The following is a 15,436-nucleotide window of genomic DNA, read 5'->3' as shown; positions in this document are numbered from 1 at the left end:
AAATAGCAAAAATAGTTAATGTGATGACTTCTTGTATTGTTTTTAATTCTGCTGCACTGTAGTAATTATGACCGATACGATTTGCGGGTATTGCGAAACAATACTCAACAAAAGCAATAAGCCAGCTTAAAATAATAACAATTATCAATGGTTTATTGCCATACTTTAAGTGTCCATACCAAGCAAATGTCATAAAAACATTTGAAACGATAAGAAGAAGGATTGGAGTATATTTATAGAAATTCATTGCGCTATCGCCAGCTATATTAAGGAATAAATCAGAAATAAGAAGAGAATGAGCGTACTGCAAAAAATACTAATTTTCTATCACTTGATATTCAAAATGAGTAAAAAATTATTTTAGTCTAAATTAGATATCAGATTATTATTAATAAATAAATTAAAGTGTAAATTTAGATATTTCTTATTAAGAAAAAGTTAATGATATGAAAAAAATAATAAATAGTAGTATAAATAGAATAATGCTAGCATGAGTGAACTGATTAATTATTTTATCTATTAGTAAATGAATTTCCTAAATTTTTATGTAAGTGATATTACGTAATTTGTATTTTACGATTAATATCAATTTAAATTTTATTATAGGGAGTTAATGTGAAGATAAATTTATTCCTGATCTTTTACAGTCTTTTTATTATTAGCTTTCCTGTTTTGGCGCAAGCGAATAGTGATCCTTTATCTAAATGTTATAAAACAACAGCCCATAAAAATCGAACAGAAACAGAAAGTTGCTTATATGATGAATTAAAATTATCAGAACAACAACTGAATGTTATTTATGGTAAGAGTAAAAGTGACCTTGAGGATATTGATTTTGATGAAACTAAAACTGCGATTGATGCACTAACCGTTGCACAAGAATATTTTGTAAAATTTAGAACCGCAGAATGTCAACGTCAATCTACTTTATTAATAGGTGGTGCTATTGCAAAAGATATTTTTATAGCATGTGAAATAAAACTAAATCAATGGCGAGCTAAATCTTTATTAAATAATTAAATATCTATGATTACTCATTTGGTCAAATAATTAATTGATAGCCTTATCGTAGGCTATCAATAGTTATTTAATCATAGGATTATTTAAAAAATATTGACTTTAGAACGAAGAAGAGGCTTTATCTAATTCACCTAATGCAAAGGCTAAATCAACCCCAGCGATTAATGATCCCGTATAAGCGTCTATATGTGCAATCTGAGCGGTTAATAATGCTATTTCTGCTGTATTTATTTCTGTTACTGTACCTAAACCATTTTTATAGAAATCAACACTTGCTGTATAACTTAATTGTGTTGTTTCTATTAAATTCTTTGATGCTTTAGTTGCTTCAAGTGATGATGTTAGCGTATTTTCAGCTAAGCTCATTTCTCTAATAGCTAACTCTTGGCTTTTTCTCAGATTTTCTTGCGCAATAATCACATCAGATTGTGCATTTTTCATTCTTGCTTGTCGCATACCACCTTCATAAAGTGGAATACTGACACCGATTAAAATATTAGAAGAAGATGTGTTTTGATTAATTCCAGGCAATCCTTGAACATCTAAACTATTATTCCCACCAGCCACTGCACCTGCTAAGTAAACTCTTGGAAAATAATCTGTACCTACTGATGTGGTCGTTTTCATTGCGGCTTGTATCAATTCATAATTAGCTAAAATATCGGGACGTTGAGCTAATGCACTTCTTATTTTCTCATGAGTTAATGGCACAATATTATCAGGTAATTTATCTTGCTGAGTATATTCAATATTAATTGATTGCAAAGGTGACATGCCAATTGATGAAAGTAATAATTGGTATTGATCTTTTTCTTTACCGGTTGCTAATACATGTTGAAATTCAAGTTGTGCAACTTGTTGTTTTGCTAATGCAACATCTAACACTGTTGCTAAGCCACGCGCTTTTTTTTGTTCTATAGCATATAAAACTTGCTTGCTTCTTTCTAAGGCTTCATGCGTTATTTTTGTTTTTTCGTGTGCTGCACCATAGGTGTAATAAGCTGTCGTAACATCATGAATAATTTTCTGGTGTATAAGATTAAAATTAAGATCAGATGCTAAAGACGCATGTTTTGCCGCATCCGCTAATGCTTCTCGTTGGCCAAAGTCAAATAATAACCACTGAAAAGTAATTGCAGGAATAAAGACATGATCAGAAACTTTAATTTTATCAACAAATTCATTATTAGGGAGTTTAAATGTTCCGCGTTGATAACCACTTAATGCCGTTGCGGTAATAACAGGCAAATAAGTACTCTCAACCATACCAATATTAGTTGCTGATTTTTTTGCCATTTCCCACGCTATACGTGTTTCAGGATTATTTTTTTGTGCAACATCGATAAGATCAGCTAATCCATATTCAAGTTTTTGTGGTGGATTATTCTCTGCATATCTTCCTTGTTCAGCGGATGAAAGATATTGTTCAGTTTGATAAGGTAAAGGCTCTGATGCCTGTTGCATAAATGAACGGCTAGTATCGATACAACCGATAAGAGAAAGACTCAATAAAGGGAGTAATAAAGGGGAGATTTTTTTAATTCGCTTTAATGGTGTCATTATGGTTACTTCTCTCATCGATTAATGCATGTATGACTTGCTCTTTTTCTTGAGCTGATAATGTTGTTGGTACAGAATTTAGTACATTATATTTAAAATACTGTTCGGATTGAGGATTATTGGTTATTTTTGTTTCATCATTAGATATAAATTTAGCAGAATAATAATGATAGCTATCTGCTAATATATCGACTAAAAGTTGATTAAAATAATGGATTAATACGCTATTTTTATCTTTGAATTTAGTTTCAAATATTAATAAATTAATATCGTCTTTTGATTTAATAATACCTTCATTAATTAAGGCCACTAAGTTTAAGGCTTCGGCTTGGCTATTATTGGTTTTTAATTTAAGCGTAGCGTAGTTGTTTAATATATTTTTTATTTGTTTATTAATAGTTGTCATAATGGATACAGGCCACACTTTGGTGAACATAATATACATTACAACATTACCGACTAAGATCCCCAAAATACGATCAGAGGCAACATCCATATCAAAACTAGGTTTAAAACCATGTAATACGGTTAATAAAAAAGCCAATCCAACTTGTACACCAGCATAAGATATTCGATCATTTCCTGATGCAACCCAAGCCGCAGGTAAAATACAGAAAAATATTAATACCATAAGGCTTCCAATATCAGAGAGATTAGGAATGATATAAATCAGTGAGATTATGCCAATAAATGCACCAATTAAACACCCAATAATACGTAATGTGAGTTTATGTACAGTCTCACCAACTGTCGTTAATGCGACGACATAACAGGTTATCATCGCAGTATGTATACCTTGCCAATCAAAGTAGTCATAAAATAAATAACATATTAATGCTGCACAGGTTGTTTTAATTGCGAAATATTTATGATTTGGATTCGTAAAGGCATCTTCAACAAAAAAGGGCATTTTTGTTTTTGGTGTAGGTGCTATATCTACTTTAAATAAGATGGCATTAAACTCAGCTAATAAAGCATTTTTATCTTGTTCACTTTTAGTAAGTTTTAACTCTTCAAGTTTATCTAATTTATAATTTGATAAATCTTTAGCAATCAACTCACATTTTTCTGCAAGTGCTTTACGAATTTCAGGTGATGTATCTGATGGTAAACTTAACGCAAAAATAAGTATTTCGTAAGAGTTATTAATGAGAATTTCAAGCTGTTTTATTTCACTTCTTTCCTTTAAATAAAAGAGTTTGATAAAACTTAAGTAACGTTTGCATTCAGCTTGTGTGCTTAGCGCTTCACTAACATGAAAAGATGGGATGATATTACTTTCCAATAAATAATGACTAGTACTTAAAAAACGTTCTGAGAGCTTGTTAAGCAATATTTTTCTAGGGCTTATGCCAAAAAAGTAATTAAAAATAATAACAAGCAACATGGGTGATACTGCCATCAATAATGCATAAAGTAGTAAACGAGTTGCAATATCACCGATTGGAATATCATCAATTAACGTCATTAAAAAGGCGATAACAAGTGCGATAAGATTACCGATATCACCAAGGCTACTGGCTGAAGATAAATACATAAAAAAGCCAGAAAAGAGCGCCATAAAGAAAAAGCGCAACATGATGTGTTGCATTGTCAGGTTATATAAAATAAAGGTAATACAGACAACGATTGAGCATAATATTATCACACCAACACACAGTAAGATATTTTCAACCGCATCAGTTTTAACAAGATAAAGAATGAGATAACAGCTAATTGCTGATTCAGGAATTTCATAGAGCATTGCAATCCCTGCCATTAATGAACAGAGTAATGCTATCCGCCATGATGTTGATAAGCGAAATTTAAAGGGTAATAAATCTTGCTTTATTTGCTTTAGAATAAGCGATGTTTTAGCAATCATCATCTTTCGGCACTATTTTAACTGTCGCGGTGGCTCCAATTCTCATCAGATGTTTTGGCGGATTTTCTAATAAAATTCTGACAGGAAAACGCTGTTCAACTCTAACCCAGTTTAATGATTTGGGCACATAAGGTAAGTCTCTAGGGATATTTAATAAATCTGTCGACATAACACCCCAGCCAATACCTTGCACTTTACCTTTCATAACCTGTTTGTTATTTATCATCGAATAAACAACAACACAGCTATCCATTTTAATATTATCTAAGTCTGTTTCTTTGAAATAAGCAGAAGCAAACCAAGAATCAGTATCAATTAAGGTAAATACTGATTGCCCAGAAATGACAAATTCTCCCGCAGAAGTTGTTAGTCCAACAATATAACCATTACTTGGCGCTTTTACTTGGGTATTACTTAATTCCCATTCAGCCATAGCGAGTGACGTTTTTAATGAATTAACTAATGCTTCTTCTGAGTGAGTATTATTAATCAGTGCCTCAGATGCGATATTCTGTTTTTGAGCTTGTTTTAGACTGACTTCAGCATCACGTTTTAATGTTCTTGCATCATCAACTTGTTGTGCAGTCACAAATCCTTTTGCTAATAGAGGTTCTAAGCGTTTTAAAGATTGTGTTGCTAGCACTAAATTAACTTGAGCTCGTTTTATTTGCTCTTCTGCAACTTCTGAATTAGATGTTTCAGCAATAATCACTCTTTGCTTATTACTTAGCGTTGCTTGCGCAATAAGTAATTCTTCTTTTGCCTGTTTTACTCTAAGCGCATACATGGTTGGATCTATCGTAAAAAGAAGATCACCTTTTTTTACTTCCATATTTTCTTTTACATGGAATGTCTGAATTCGCCCAGGAATAACAGAGGAGATATTAATTTTATTGGCTTCAATTACGGCATCTTCACTTAATGGATTTAATGTCGTTGATTGAAGTGTTTTCCATATTAAAATTAGCAGGATAACGAAAGTTACTACCGTAATAATAACCGCTATCTTTTTTTTATTTTCTGTAGTCATAATTTAATAAGAGAAGAAAAGTAGGGAGATTAGCATCGATGTTGATAATAACACTGCAAAATAGAACAACAGAGGCAGCGGTAATTTATCATCAATAGCGACATAAATAAGAAAAACTCGTATTAAGATCGTGCAAATTAGCCCTAATAAAAGACAAAATAACCAAGATGGGAAATAGGCTCCTAACATTGGCAAAAGAGGAGAGTGTCTTTGTGATGAGCATCCCATTAAATAGAAAGATAGCAAACTTATACTGATAAAGCGGAAATATTTTTTCATTAAGTTCAAGCTCATTAAGTTCAACTAATGAATTTTTGTCATTTTTTGAATCTTAAATTAGTAATTAACGACGATTAAATCACAATGAATAACCTTGTTCAAATTTTTTATTTTGCTTAAGTTATGCTTTATTTTTAAATGTTTCAGTTGTTCTTATTTGTTCGTTTTAAAAGAAGTTTTTCTTTATTGTTACGTAGATGTAACTAGGTTTGTTCCAGGGCCTAGGTACGAAGCATTTTCCCCGAGCCGCTGTTGAGGTCAAGATGTGAGTATCCGGCTTCATGCCTAGCATACGGCACAGCGTGGCTTACTTCTCTTCGGTGAGCAGGTTGTAGATGCTATGTTCGCTTTCACTGATGGTAAAGATACGAGTGATATCCAATGCTGAATTCCTTTTATTGCGTTAAGTATTAAAAAGAAGGTTCCTATAAGTTTTTTGTTTTTTCAGCCAGCAGAACAAACAGCTTCCCTTCAAATGTATCGCTGACTGGCCAGTCGTGGCTTTCAGGAGGAGGAAGTAGAGTAAATCCGACATTCTCGAGCAGGCTGACGTACTCGTTATCGCGCCAGGCTGTCATCTGGCTGCCGAAACGGGTGGTGTGACCGTTTGCCTCTATGGCCCAGAACTGTGTTGAGCTGGTCTGCGCTTCTTCATCCCAGCCATGCTCCGTCAGAAGCAGATGAGGGACTCCCAGAAAAAGTCCGTCTGGACAGCGTTGCCAGCTTGCTTCAGCCATTCCCTGACGTTTAATTTCTTCAAAAGTATGGACTTCAGCGAGCAACCGACCACCAGGCTTCAGCCACAGAGCGCAGCGACTGATAATGGCGCGCGCATCCGCCGTGCTGAACACATTCAGTTCCCCAAACGTCATCATGATGAAATCGTACGACCTATCCGGCAAGTATGCGCGGATATCCTGCTGAATATAGTCGATATTCAAACTGGCATTCTGCGCCTGCTGGCGAGCCCAGCTTACGGATGCCGGTGAAAAATCAACGCCGGTACAGCGAAATCCTAGCTCTGCTAAGCGGTGAGTATAAAAGCCGGGACCACAGCCGAGATCGAGGATCTGTGCGCCAGGTGATAACTGTCTTGCTATCCACTCTACCTGTTGCTCAATGACGCTCTGTCTACGGCTGGCCCAGTCGTGATCCTGCGATAAATGGTTCGCCAGCATGCGTTGGCTGAAGGCGGGTTCATTCCAGGGAATTTTACTTTCCTCCGCTGACAGCTGGATGTGTTGGGATGCAGAAATAAGAGTATTGATATCCATTATACTTTCCTTAGCAGTTATCAAGCTGAGCGCGAATATTATTCAGCACGGTGGTGTTGATGTGGTACGGCTGACCATTGACGGACTTGATAAGTTTCTTGGTTTTGAGTTTTTTGAAAGTAGCGAGGGGGCAGTCGGTGCGCAACAGCTCTTCACTGAAGTAGCATTCAACGGCGGTGATGTGGTCAGGCGCATTACCGCCACTTTTGGCGAGTACGTGTAAGATACGTTGTTCCTGACGGGATAAATTCATACTAAAGAACCTGTTTAATCATTATGTGCAAAACTTGCAAACACACTGAGGTGTCCACATTCGATTTCGGCGCATTGATAATCAGTTCGACCTGAAAAGGTCGGTAAGCTGATTATCGGATGATTACATTCTCCAGCATCAAAGCCTCGGGTTGAGTTGAAAGGTATTTACAGGATGTAATGTTAACACACAATTTAAATATGGGTATGTATGGTACAATAAAGTGCGATTTATTTCATAAAACTCTATTTTTTAACTTTGGCCTATCCATGTTGATTCACATAGAATATTGTTAGCAATGTCTGTTCATCGCTCAAAGCGGACTACTAAATTAGTTATATTCTATGAGAAGGTAATATAATATTATTTTTTTCTTGCTAAGTTTTCGCCATAAATCCGAGCGATTTCATATTTTAGTTCTTTAGCTTCAGCAAGACAGATATTTAAAGCTTTTGCCCATTTTTCAGCAGGAACAACTTCATCTAAATTATTAGAGACAGTCACCATAACTAAACATTTTCCACCACCAAGCGGGCCTGCATTTAAGGCTGCATATTTCATGGTTGAATTCAATTCAATACAAGCTTTTCTCATCACCATTACCTCAAAGTAAGATGGATAATAAAAAGGCCCACCGAAGTGAGCCTTTCTAAACTTTAAATGACCCGCGTGTCATTTACGTGTCATTTATAGTTTTTGTTGTCAGTGTATATTCTTTATGATTTCGCTAACTTCTTGTTTTTGAAACCGTTGTCCTATCACTGACCCACCAAATTTGGTGGAGCTGGCGGGAGTTGAACCCGCGTCCGAAATTTCTACATCCTCGGCACTACATGCTTAGTCTAGTCTTTAATTTCACTTACCTGCTGCGGACAGACACGCCACAAATAAGCTAGCTTGATTAAGTTTAACGCTTCAACCCCAAGCTAGGCATCCACGCGATCTCTTTTGGTTTTGACCTCTCTTGATCCCCGTCTTAAGAGCGGAAGCTAGGGAGAGAGGGCTCTACGCAGGTTATTAAGCTGCTAGTGCTTCGTAGTTTTCGTCGTTTGCGACTATTTTTTTGCGGCTTTTTACGAGGCCAACCGCCCCTCGGCATGCACCTTGGGTTTCGCAAATCCCGTCGAATCCAGAATCAGCCCCAAGTTGTTGAAAGCGAGTATAACAGAAAAATAGTAACCATTGCTAGTACTTAACGCGATTTAGCGGTTAGCATTTTTCATAATACGTGCTTTGTCTAATTTCCACTCACGATCTTTGATAGTGTCTCGCTTATCGTGGTCTTTTTTACCTTTTGCAACCCCAACTTTTATCTTACACCACGCATTTTTCCAATAGAGGGAAAGAGCAACCACTGTGTAACCTTCACGGTTTATCTGACCATAAAGTGTATCGAGTTCACGTTGTTTTAAGAGTAGTTTTCGTGTGCGTGTTGGATCACAAACAACATGCGTTGATGCTACATTTAATGGTGTGATGGTCGCCCCAAAAAGATAGGCTTCTCCATCTCGCATAACAACGTAGCTATCACTGATGTTGGCTTTTCCTGCACGCAATGATTTTACTTCCCAGCCTTGTAGCGACAATCCCGCTTCTATCTCATCTTCGATGAAATATTCATGGCGAGCACGTTTATTTAGTGCAATTGTCGCAGAACCTGGTTTATGTGATTTTTTCTTTGTCATAATGTCCACATTATACTGTATGAGCAATAGAAAGAAATCATTTAACCGACTGTTTTCTTTTCAATTGCACAAAAGTTAAGCTATATTCCATTAGATTTTTAATTAATCACTGTTCAATGATATGATCACACACAGTGTTGTCATACAGGAATAACTATGCCTCAGATTAGTCGATCTGCTCTAGTTCCTTTTAGCTCAGAGCAAATGTTTAAACTGGTTAACGATGTTCTCACTTATCCTGATTTTCTACCAGGATGCGTTGGAAGTAAACTTATCAAAAGTACTCCAGAAGAAATGATCGCATCGGTTCAGGTTTCTAAAGCAGGAATTAGTAAAACATTTACCACGCATAATTTCTTAAAAGTTAATGAACGGGTAGATATGCGTCTTGTTGATGGCCCATTCCGTAAATTAACAGGAGGATGGGTGTTTACCGCATTAGGTGATAATGCATGTAAGGTTGAGTTTCAGCTAGACTTTGAATTTACAAATAAATTAATTGAGTTGGCATTTGGTCGTATATTTAGAGAATTGACTAATAATATGGTTCAGGCCTTTACTCAACGAGCGAAAGAGATTTATCGTGACTAAAATATGGGTTGAGGTAACTTATGCGCTACCTGATAAACAATATCTTATTCCTGTTGAGTTAATGGAAGGCAATACAGTTGAGCAAGCGATAATTGCCTCTAATATCTTAACAATTTGTAATGATATTAATTTAAAAAAAAATAAAGTGGGTATTTATAGCCGACCGGCAAAGCTCAGTGATATTGTAAGAGATGGCGATAGAGTCGAGATTTATCGGCCACTTATCGCTGATCCTAAAGAGATGCGTCGTAAACGAGCAGATAAATCTCGCCAAAAAACTGACTAATCATATCCTCATATCGTTTAGTGTCATCACGTTATTTTTAAAGGCTATTCACCATTAAACTCACCCCAATGTATTATTTACAATTGGGGTGTAATTTATTTCGCAATATTTAATATTCTCAGTCTTTACTGACAGGCTGAGTATCAGAACTTATTGATTCAGAATTAGCTGGCTGAGAAAAACCAGGCATATCACCTCGTTTATCGATATTAGTCAGTAAGCCGTTATTATCAAAAGTCAGTACTAATGTTTCTTGACGAACTTTTTCGTGGCCAGGTTCTTCACGGAAAACATAATACCAAGTTTGAGTGCCAAATGGATCTTTTAGCATCGCGGTACCAAGGGCGAATTGGACTTGCTGTTGTGTCATTCCTAGTTGAACTTTTGCGACTTCAGCTGGTGTTAAATAATTTCCCTGATTAATATCAGGGTGATAAACCAGTTTCTCGAACATAGAGCAACCAGAAGTCATTACGACTAAAGATAAGGCGGCAACTTTTAACAGTTTAAAACGCATGATTATTACATTCCTTTTAGGGTCATAGTGACGATGATAATCGACAACGCAGCAATTGAAAACCTTTCACGCTCTGCCTATGACCTTAAATATCGATAAAAGTTTTTTTATCATTAGGCAGCGAGGAGATCTTTTGCGTTTGCTAAGGTATTTTTTGTCACTTCACGCCCTGCTAATAAACGCGCAAGTTCTTGAAGACGCTCTTTTTTAGATAACAGTTTCATTGTTGTTTCTGTTTCTTCACCATTTGTTTCTTTGTTAACAAAATAGTGCTGATGACCACAACCCGCAACTTGAGGTAAATGGGTTACGCACATAACCTGTGTTGATTCACCGAGTTCTCTTAATAATTTACCGACAATTGCCGCTGTTGGACCACTAATTCCTACATCAACTTCATCAAAAATAAGTGCAGGTGTATCCATTTTTTTCGCTGTAATAACTTGAATAGCTAAAGCTATACGTGAAAGCTCACCACCAGAAGCGACTTTAGAAAGTGCTTGGTGTGGTTGACCTGGGTTAGTTGTCACATTAAATTCAATTTTTGTTGCCCCATCTATTTGTAAGACGCTGTCATCAAAGAATGTATCAACAGTAAAATATCCATGAGGCATAGAAAGTTGATGCATGCTACGAGTAATTAACTGGCTTAATTCTGTTGCATAGTGTTGACGCACTTCATGTAATTGTTTTGCAACGTCTAATGCAACAAGATGATCAATCTTGACTTGTTCTATTAATGCATCACAGTCATCATTTTGGCGTAATAGTGCATTTTTTTCTTCAATAAGCTGTTGATGCAATTCATACAGTTCTTCAGGTGTTACATGATGCTTACGAGATAAGTTAATGTATTTCGATATTCTTTTCTCTAATTCAAATAAACGATTAGGATCCATTTCTAGACGGTCGCTATAATGTCTTAGTTCATCACTGACTTCACTTATTTGAATAGATGCATCTTCAAGCATTTCAAGTAATGAATTAAATTGACTTTCCATAGATGAAAGTTCAGTAATTTCATGTTTAGCCATATTAAGCATACTAAGAATATTTTGTTCTTCATTATCGCTTAATATCTGCAGACTGCTTTGGCTTAACGTTAAAAATTGTCCACAGTTTGAAAGACGTTTATATTCTTGGTCTAATTCAGGATATTCACCTTGAACAGGCTGAAATTCATTAAGTTCTTTTAAATGATAATCAATGAGTTGCTGTCTTGTTTCTCTTTCTAAAGATTGTTGTTGAAATGAAGCCAGCGTTTGACAGCTTTGGTGCCATGTTTGATAAGCACTTTTCATTTTTTTGAGTAAATCAGGCTCGTGAGCATAAATATCGAGAAGACGTTTTTGATAACGAGGTTCTAATAATTGCTGATGTGCATGTTGACCATGAATTTGAATAAGAAGAGAACCTAACTCTCTTAATTGAGAAAGAGGCACTGAAGTTCCGTTAATAAAACCACGAGAACGGCCATCAGTAGAGATGGTTCTTCTTAATAAACATTCGTTATGATCATCAAGGTGATGTTCTTCTAACCATTGAAGTGCTGAGGGTGTATCAGAAAGCGAGAAGCGTGCGCATAAATCGGCTCTAGTTGCACCTGGGCGCACCATATTTGCATCACCACGATTACCAAGACAAAGACCTAAAGCATCAATAGCGATAGATTTACCTGCACCAGTTTCGCCTGTGATAGTGGTCATGCCGTTACAAAAATCGATTTCAAGTTCACGGACTATGGCAAAATGACTAATAGTTAGTTGAGTCAGCATAGTGCCTCTCCTGTGTATAAAAACATAACTGTAATTGCATACAGTATAAACTGGTTTTTTATACAGTAAAGTAGTGAGGCACAAAAATTAGAACATTTTTTTTGACCAGCCTAATTTTGAACTTAACGTATTAAAATAATTATAATCTGTAGGATGGACTAAATTCAGTTTTTGCCGACTGCGTTTGATGATAACTTCATCGCCTTCTTTTATAGGTAGCACAAGTTGGCTATCACAACTGACTTCATAATCGATATTTGTTTGTGAAAATTTTAGGCAAATTTGGCTATCACTGCTGATAACTAAAGGGCGTGCTGATAGTGTATGTGGAAACATAGGAACAAGTGCTATCGCATCTAGATTTGGCGTTAAAATAGGGCCGCCTGCGGATAAAGAATAAGCGGTAGACCCTGTTGGTGTTGCAATAATAAGCCCATCTGAGCGTTGAGAAAAAGCGAAACGATCATCAATATAGACTTCAAATTCAATCATATGTGCAACTTTGCCAGGATGTAGCACTATTTCGTTAATTGCAGTACCAATACGAGTTCTTTGCCCTTCAGCGCAAACTCGTGCTTCAAGTAAAAACCGTTTTTCTTCACGATATTGACCCGCGAGAACGTTTGTTAGTTGCTGTAATGCATTATCAGGATCAAGATCAGTTAAAAAACCTAAATTTCCACGATTTACACCAATAACTTTAATATTATAACGAGATAATACGCGAGCAGCGCCTAGCATATTGCCATCGCCACCAACAACAATAACAAGATCCGCGACTTTGCCTACTTGGGTTAAATCGCCAGTTGTTGCATTTTCAAGTTTTAGCTCTTGTGCGACTTGTGTATCAATAATCACGTCATAGCCTTTTTCCTGTAGCCAATAATAGAGCATTTCATGCGTTGAAAGTGCTTCTGGATGACGTGGATGGCCGACAATGCCTATACATTTAAACTCTTTTTCACCTGTTACGGTATTATCTGGCATTTTTTTACCCTCATTTATTGCCTATTCCTTGAAACCCGCTTATAGATCCCCATAATAAACTAAATATGAAGATGAATACTAAAACTACGCGGAGATGTTCATGAGTAGTAAAGAACAAAATGTACATGAAGAGCAAGTCTCAAACGAAAAAGAAGGAATGGGATCTGTAATGAATGAGTCTCAAGAACACGCTAAAACTGAAGAAGCACAAGCTGATTTTAATGCCCAAGCTGAATTAGTTGAAGCGTTAGCACGTATTGATGAGTTAGAAAAGCAACTTCAAGAATCGCAAAAAACAGAACGTGAAGCGATGATCCGTGCTCAGGCAGAAGTGGAAAATATTCGTCGTAGAACTCATCTAGATGTTGAAAAAGCGCATAAATTTGCGTTAGAAAAATTTTCTAATGAACTGTTACCAGTACTTGATAATTTAGAGCGAGCTTTATCTGCGGCTGATAGTGAAAATGAACAAATCAAGCCAATGATTGAAGGTTTAGAGCTAACCTTAAAATCATTCTTAGATGCAGTGCATAAATTTGGTATTGAAGTTGTTGATGAGAAAAATGTCGCATTCAACCCAGAAGTTCACCAAGCAATGACATTAATTGATAGTCCAGACCATAAATCAAATCATGTTGTTGATGTGATGCAAAAGGGATATACCTTAAATGGTCGTTTATTACGTCCTGCTATGGTTGTTGTTTCAAAATAAATTAATAAATGAGTTTTGTTATTATTAACATAACGATGCTCTACTAATAAGCCACACAATAAAAATGCCTATTGTGTGGCTTATTTTTTATTCGATAGAGTCAAGGTGCCAATTAATTGGTGTGCGACCTTGCTTTTGTAAAATATCATTTGCTTGTTTAAAATGACCACAGCCTAAGAATCCACGGTGTGCCGAAAGTGGGGAAGGGTGTGGCGCTCTTAAAATAAAATGTTTATTAATGTCAATAAAACGACCTTTTTTCTGAGCGTGAGCCCCCCAAAGTAGGAAAATAACCCCTTCTCTGCGCTGATTAATTTGTTCTATTACAGCATCTGTAAAGGTTTCCCAGCCATAATTAGCGTGTGAGTGAGCTTGGCCTTTTTCTACGGTTAATACAGTATTGAGCAACAATACACCTTGCTTTGCCCAACTTTCTAAATAACCGTGATTAGGGCGTTTAAAATCATCATATTCATTTTCTAGCTCTTTATACATATTAACTAGAGATGGCGGAGCAGGAACACCAGGACGAACAGAAAAGGATAAACCATGTGCTTGATGAGGTCCGTGGTAAGGATCTTGTCCTAAAATGACGACATTCACATTGTCAAATGGCGTAAAACGAAAGGCATTAAAAACATCTTCTTGTGGTGGATAGATAATTTTACCGGCATCTCTTTGTTGTGATACTTGCGACAATATATTTTGAAAATAAGGTTTTTCTTTTTCTATTCCTATCACATCATGCCAATTTAAGGGTGTAGTCATAGCATAAATCCTGTATTGATATTTTATAGTGTGTAAGCTTACCGATTTCATCAGTGGAAAGAAAATTTTCTAACTTAAAAATGTGTATTTATTGAATTTTTTAAAAAAAAATTGAAAATTTACAAAAAAAATTACAAATAAGCGAAATCTCATTATTGATTTAAAACAATACTTTGCGCATGCATGTCTATGTTGCTTATCAATATTATTGATATTTATCAATGAATGAAGCCATTTATACTGGTATATAAGTAAATAGAAACATTGGTTAGACCAAATACCCAAGTTCTAAATGATAATTAGAATTTTGATTTTGTACCCTGATTGGAGGTCGAAATGATTACTGGTATCCAAATTACTAAAGCAGATAATGACGATTTATTACACTCTTTTTGGTTATTAGATGATGAAAACAACGAAGCACGTTGTATTTGTGCTAAAAAAGGTTTTGAAGAAGGCCAAGTTGTTAGCCGTAAAGCATTAGGCGATATCGAATACCGTGAAGTGCCTGTTGAATCAAAACCTGTTGTACGTGTAGAAGGTGGTCAACACCTGAATGTAAACGTATTAAGCCGTGAAACACTAGAAGATGCTGTGAATAATCCTGAAAAATATCCACAACTGACTATTCGTGTTTCTGGTTATGCTGTACGTTTTAATTCATTAACACCAGAACAACAACGTGATGTGATTACTCGTACTTTCACTGAAAGTCTGTAATTTATAATCAGCATCTCATAGAGACACTGTTAAAATAGCAAAGCCCCAATAGAGTTATTTATTGGGGCTTTTGTTATTAATATAAATCAATATCACGCTTGTTAATTGGCTTATT

General features: G+C 35.9%; 17 protein-coding genes, 1 other RNA gene and 1 pseudogene. 5 read left to right on the top strand and 14 right to left on the bottom strand.

The features are described from left to right. The coding region (locus M983_RS03845; protein ID WP_066747300.1) for a DMT family protein at window positions 1-247 on the bottom strand (247 nt) is incomplete at its 3' end. Window positions 248-615: 368 nt separating this feature from the next. Here M983_RS03845 and umoC point away from each other — a divergent pair. Continuing rightward, window positions 616-1,020, top strand: coding sequence for a lysozyme inhibitor LprI family protein (umoC, locus tag M983_RS03840; protein ID WP_066747298.1), 405 nt, complete (start codon window positions 616-618; stop codon window positions 1,018-1,020). A 99-nt stretch (window positions 1,021-1,119) separates the two neighbouring features. On the opposite strand, the gene M983_RS03835 is transcribed toward umoC, so the two are convergent. The 9 genes and pseudogenes from M983_RS03835 to smpB all read right to left on the bottom strand — a co-directional run bounded on the left by M983_RS03835 (window position 1,120) and on the right by smpB (window position 8,965). Next, window positions 1,120-2,580, bottom strand: a complete 1,461-nt coding sequence (locus M983_RS03835; RefSeq protein WP_066747296.1) for a TolC family protein — start codon at window positions 2,578-2,580, stop codon at window positions 1,120-1,122. Next, window positions 2,558-4,447, bottom strand: coding sequence for an FUSC family protein (locus tag M983_RS03830; RefSeq protein WP_066747293.1), 1,890 nt, complete (start codon window positions 4,445-4,447; stop codon window positions 2,558-2,560). The genes M983_RS03835 and M983_RS03830 overlap by 23 nt, the downstream gene beginning before the upstream one ends. Beyond that, the gene (mdtN, locus tag M983_RS03825; protein ID WP_066747290.1) at window positions 4,434-5,474 is read right to left on the bottom strand and encodes a multidrug transporter subunit MdtN; all 1,041 of its coding nucleotides are present in this window, start codon (window positions 5,472-5,474) and stop codon (window positions 4,434-4,436) included. Before mdtN ends, M983_RS03830 begins: the two co-directional genes overlap by 14 nt. Window positions 5,475-5,477: 3 nt before the next feature. After that, a complete protein-coding gene (locus M983_RS16975) occupies window positions 5,478-5,663 on the bottom strand; it encodes a YtcA family lipoprotein (RefSeq protein ID WP_245684006.1) in 186 nt (61 codons plus the stop codon). Window positions 5,664-5,977: 314 nt separating this feature from the next. After that, window positions 5,978-7,027 (bottom strand): annotated as a pseudogene (locus M983_RS03820) (class I SAM-dependent methyltransferase); the annotation flags it as partial. 10 nt (window positions 7,028-7,037) lie between these two features. After that, window positions 7,038-7,280 (bottom strand): YjhX family toxin, encoded by a 243-nt coding sequence (locus M983_RS16970; RefSeq protein ID WP_074388140.1) that lies wholly within the window; start codon window positions 7,278-7,280, stop codon window positions 7,038-7,040. A 363-nt stretch (window positions 7,281-7,643) separates the two neighbouring features. Continuing rightward, the gene (locus M983_RS03810) at window positions 7,644-7,874 is read right to left on the bottom strand and encodes a hypothetical protein (protein WP_066747287.1); all 231 of its coding nucleotides are present in this window, start codon (window positions 7,872-7,874) and stop codon (window positions 7,644-7,646) included. Between the two features lie 182 nt (window positions 7,875-8,056). After that, window positions 8,057-8,423, bottom strand: a transfer-messenger RNA (tmRNA) gene (gene ssrA / locus M983_RS03805). 59 nt (window positions 8,424-8,482) lie between these two features. Continuing rightward, on the bottom strand, window positions 8,483-8,965 hold the full coding sequence (smpB, locus tag M983_RS03800; RefSeq protein WP_066747284.1) for an SsrA-binding protein SmpB: 483 nt from the start codon (window positions 8,963-8,965) through the stop codon (window positions 8,483-8,485). Between the two features lie 156 nt (window positions 8,966-9,121). On the opposite strand from smpB, the gene M983_RS03795 reads away from it, so the two are divergent. Continuing rightward, window positions 9,122-9,556 (top strand): SRPBCC family protein, encoded by a 435-nt coding sequence (locus M983_RS03795; protein WP_066747282.1) that lies wholly within the window; start codon window positions 9,122-9,124, stop codon window positions 9,554-9,556. Continuing rightward, a complete protein-coding gene (locus tag M983_RS03790) occupies window positions 9,549-9,842 on the top strand; it encodes an RnfH family protein (protein ID WP_066747280.1) in 294 nt (97 codons plus the stop codon). Before M983_RS03795 ends, M983_RS03790 begins: the two co-directional genes overlap by 8 nt. Before the next feature lie 118 nt (window positions 9,843-9,960). Here M983_RS03790 and bamE read toward each other — a convergent pair whose 3' ends face one another. The 3 genes from bamE to nadK all read right to left on the bottom strand — a co-directional run bounded on the left by bamE (window position 9,961) and on the right by nadK (window position 13,121). Beyond that, entirely contained in the window at window positions 9,961-10,359 is a 399-nt protein-coding gene (gene bamE / locus M983_RS03785; RefSeq protein WP_066747277.1) for an outer membrane protein assembly factor BamE, read from the bottom strand. A 113-nt stretch (window positions 10,360-10,472) separates the two neighbouring features. Beyond that, complete coding sequence (gene recN, locus M983_RS03780; RefSeq protein ID WP_066747274.1) at window positions 10,473-12,134, bottom strand: DNA repair protein RecN; 1,662 nt, start codon at window positions 12,132-12,134, stop codon at window positions 10,473-10,475. A gap of 87 nt (window positions 12,135-12,221) precedes the next feature. Next, the gene (gene nadK, locus M983_RS03775; protein WP_066747271.1) at window positions 12,222-13,121 is read right to left on the bottom strand and encodes an NAD(+) kinase; all 900 of its coding nucleotides are present in this window, start codon (window positions 13,119-13,121) and stop codon (window positions 12,222-12,224) included. Between the two features lie 100 nt (window positions 13,122-13,221). On the opposite strand from nadK, the gene grpE reads away from it, so the two are divergent. Continuing rightward, a complete protein-coding gene (grpE, locus tag M983_RS03770) occupies window positions 13,222-13,833 on the top strand; it encodes a nucleotide exchange factor GrpE (protein ID WP_066747268.1) in 612 nt (203 codons plus the stop codon). An 87-nt stretch (window positions 13,834-13,920) separates the two neighbouring features. On the opposite strand, the gene ung is transcribed toward grpE, so the two are convergent. Continuing rightward, complete coding sequence (gene ung / locus M983_RS03765) at window positions 13,921-14,601, bottom strand: uracil-DNA glycosylase (protein ID WP_066747266.1); 681 nt, start codon at window positions 14,599-14,601, stop codon at window positions 13,921-13,923. Window positions 14,602-14,937: 336 nt separating this feature from the next. Between ung and grcA the strand changes: the two genes are divergently transcribed. Further along, window positions 14,938-15,321, top strand: coding sequence for an autonomous glycyl radical cofactor GrcA (gene grcA, locus M983_RS03760; protein ID WP_066747264.1), 384 nt, complete (start codon window positions 14,938-14,940; stop codon window positions 15,319-15,321). Window positions 15,322-15,436: the final 115 nt, after the last annotated feature.

It is taken from the genome of Proteus myxofaciens ATCC 19692 (genome assembly GCF_001654855.1).
Taxonomy (GTDB): Bacteria; Pseudomonadota; Gammaproteobacteria; order Enterobacterales; family Enterobacteriaceae; genus Proteus; species Proteus myxofaciens.
This window is presented reverse-complemented; position numbering and strand designations above follow the sequence as displayed.